This is a genomic window from Robertkochia flava, from assembly GCF_020166515.1.
Taxonomy (GTDB): domain Bacteria; phylum Bacteroidota; class Bacteroidia; order Flavobacteriales; family Flavobacteriaceae; genus Robertkochia; species Robertkochia flava.
Map to the genome: position 1 here is coordinate 1 of NZ_JAINZT010000011.1, position 2442 is coordinate 2442.

The window sequence follows — 2442 nt, forward strand, 5'->3', positions numbered from 1 at the left end:
AAAAACCCGTCTTATATTTGCACCCGCTTTGAACAACAAGGCACCTTGTAAGAGGGGCAGTTTGGAGCGAAAAAGTTCTTTTACACGGCATTGAAAACGCGAAGGGCAACTTGGAAAAAATATTTTCAAAAAAAGCTTGCGGGAATGGAGAAAGGTTGTAGTTTTGCAGCCGCTCTGAGAGGGACACTTCAGAAGGGCAAACGTTCATTAAAAAGCGAGTTTTAAAAGTTGCAAAAAGCTTCAGAAATTTTTTCAAAAAAAGCTTGCAGGAATCAAGAAAGGTTGTAGTTTTGCAGCCGCTCTGAGAGAGACATCAAACAGAGTAAACGTTCTTGAAAAGCTGGTAAGAAAAAAGGAATCGGAAACGGTTTTGGAAGCTTGAAAAAAACTTCAAAAAAGATTTGCCAGAATGAAAAAAGGTTGTAGTTTTGCAGCCGCTTCTAACGAGAAGCATCGCCGCCGGAGCCAAGGAAAACGAGGCAAAGACGGGATGACAAAAGAAGAGAATTATAAGTTCATTGATATATTGTTGACAGCACGATTTTTAGGAATAAAAATCAGCAAAAATTTTAAGCAAATTCATTTTGAGTACTGACTTGGAGGGTTGAGAGGTTAAGACAAACATATTTAACGATCAACGATGAAGAGTTTGATCCTGGCTCAGGATGAACGCTAGCGGCAGGCCTAACACATGCAAGTCGAGGGGTAGAGATCAGCTTGCTGATCTTGAGACCGGCGCACGGGTGCGTAACGCGTATGCAACCTACCTTTTACAGGGGGATAGCCCGGAGAAATCCGGATTAATACCCCATAGTATCATCGAATCGCCTGGTTTGATGATTAAAGTTTCGGCGGTAAAAGATGGGCATGCGTCCTATTAGCTAGATGGAGTGGTAACGGCACCCCATGGCAACGATAGGTAGGGGTCCTGAGAGGGAGATCCCCCACACTGGTACTGAGACACGGACCAGACTCCTACGGGAGGCAGCAGTGAGGAATATTGGACAATGGTCGAGAGACTGATCCAGCCATGCCGCGTGCAGGAAGACGGCCCTATGGGTTGTAAACTGCTTTTGTACAGGAAGAATAAGCTTTACGTGTAGAGCGATGACGGTACTGTACGAATAAGCACCGGCTAACTCCGTGCCAGCAGCCGCGGTAATACGGAGGGTGCAAGCGTTATCCGGAATCATTGGGTTTAAAGGGTCCGTAGGCGGATCTATAAGTCAGGGGTGAAAGTTTGCCGCTTAACGGTAAAATTGCCTTTGATACTGTAGGTCTTGAATACGTGTGAAGTGGTTAGAATGTGTAGTGTAGCGGTGAAATGCATAGATATTACACAGAATACCGATTGCGAAGGCAGATCACTAACACGTCATTGACGCTGATGGACGAAAGCGTGGGGAGCGAACAGGATTAGATACCCTGGTAGTCCACGCCGTAAACGATGGATACTAGCTGTTTGGATTTCGGTCTGAGCGGCTAAGCGAAAGTGATAAGTATCCCACCTGGGGAGTACGTTCGCAAGAATGAAACTCAAAGGAATTGACGGGGGCCCGCACAAGCGGTGGAGCATGTGGTTTAATTCGATGATACGCGAGGAACCTTACCAGGGCTTAAATGTAGTCTGACAGGTCTAGAAATAGACTTTTCTTCGGACAGATTACAAGGTGCTGCATGGTTGTCGTCAGCTCGTGCCGTGAGGTGTCAGGTTAAGTCCTATAACGAGCGCAACCCCTGCCGTTAGTTACCAGCATGTTATGATGGGGACTCTAGCGGGACTGCCGGTGCAAACCGAGAGGAAGGTGGGGATGACGTCAAATCATCACGGCCCTTACGTCCTGGGCCACACACGTGCTACAATGGCCGGTACAATGAGCAGCCACTGCGCGAGCAGGAGCGAATCTAAAAAACCGGTCTCAGTTCGGATCGAAGTCTGCAACTCGACTTCGTGAAGCTGGAATCGCTAGTAATCGGATATCAGCCATGATCCGGTGAATACGTTCCCGGGCCTTGTACACACCGCCCGTCAAGCCATGGAAGCTGGGGGTACCTGAAGTCGGTGACCGTAAGGAGCTGCCTAGGGTAAAACTAGTAACTGGGGCTAAGTCGTAACAAGGTAGCCGTACCGGAAGGTGCGGCTGGAACACCTCCTTTCTAGAGAAGTTCTTATACCTTAGACCTGTTGAGAGGTTAGAAAAGGAGTGGATTTGCTTAAAGCTGTCAATATTATTTAGTGAGTAGAGAGTCGGGAGTCGTTAGTAGGCTTGACAAGAGTCGGTTGACGCTTCGCGCATCTCACATCACTTAAAGACAGTCTCGTAGCTCAGCTGGTTAGAGCGCTACACTGATAATGTAGAGGTCGGCAGTTCGAGTCTGCCCGAGACTACTTTTTAAAAGAAGTAGTTACGGCGCACGAAAAGGAGTAGCTACGGAGATTAA

1 protein-coding gene, 1 tRNA gene and 1 rRNA gene are annotated in these 2442 nt (G+C 47.5%); all 3 read left to right on the top strand.

Annotated features, from left to right (window positions below; translation table 11 throughout):
* Positions 1–409: 409 nt before the first annotated feature.
* The 3 genes from K7R11_RS14965 (at position 410) to K7R11_RS14975 (ending at position 2389) form a co-directional block, all read left to right on the top strand.
* Positions 410–595: a hypothetical protein gene (locus tag K7R11_RS14965; protein WP_224491651.1), complete on the top strand. Its 186-nt coding sequence runs from the start codon at positions 410–412 to the stop codon at positions 593–595.
* Between the two features lie 42 nt (positions 596–637).
* Positions 638–2157: ribosomal RNA gene (locus tag K7R11_RS14970) — 16S ribosomal RNA — on the top strand.
* A 158-nt stretch (positions 2158–2315) separates the two neighbouring features.
* A tRNA-Ile gene (locus tag K7R11_RS14975) sits at positions 2316–2389 on the top strand.
* Positions 2390–2442 lie beyond the last annotated feature (53 nt).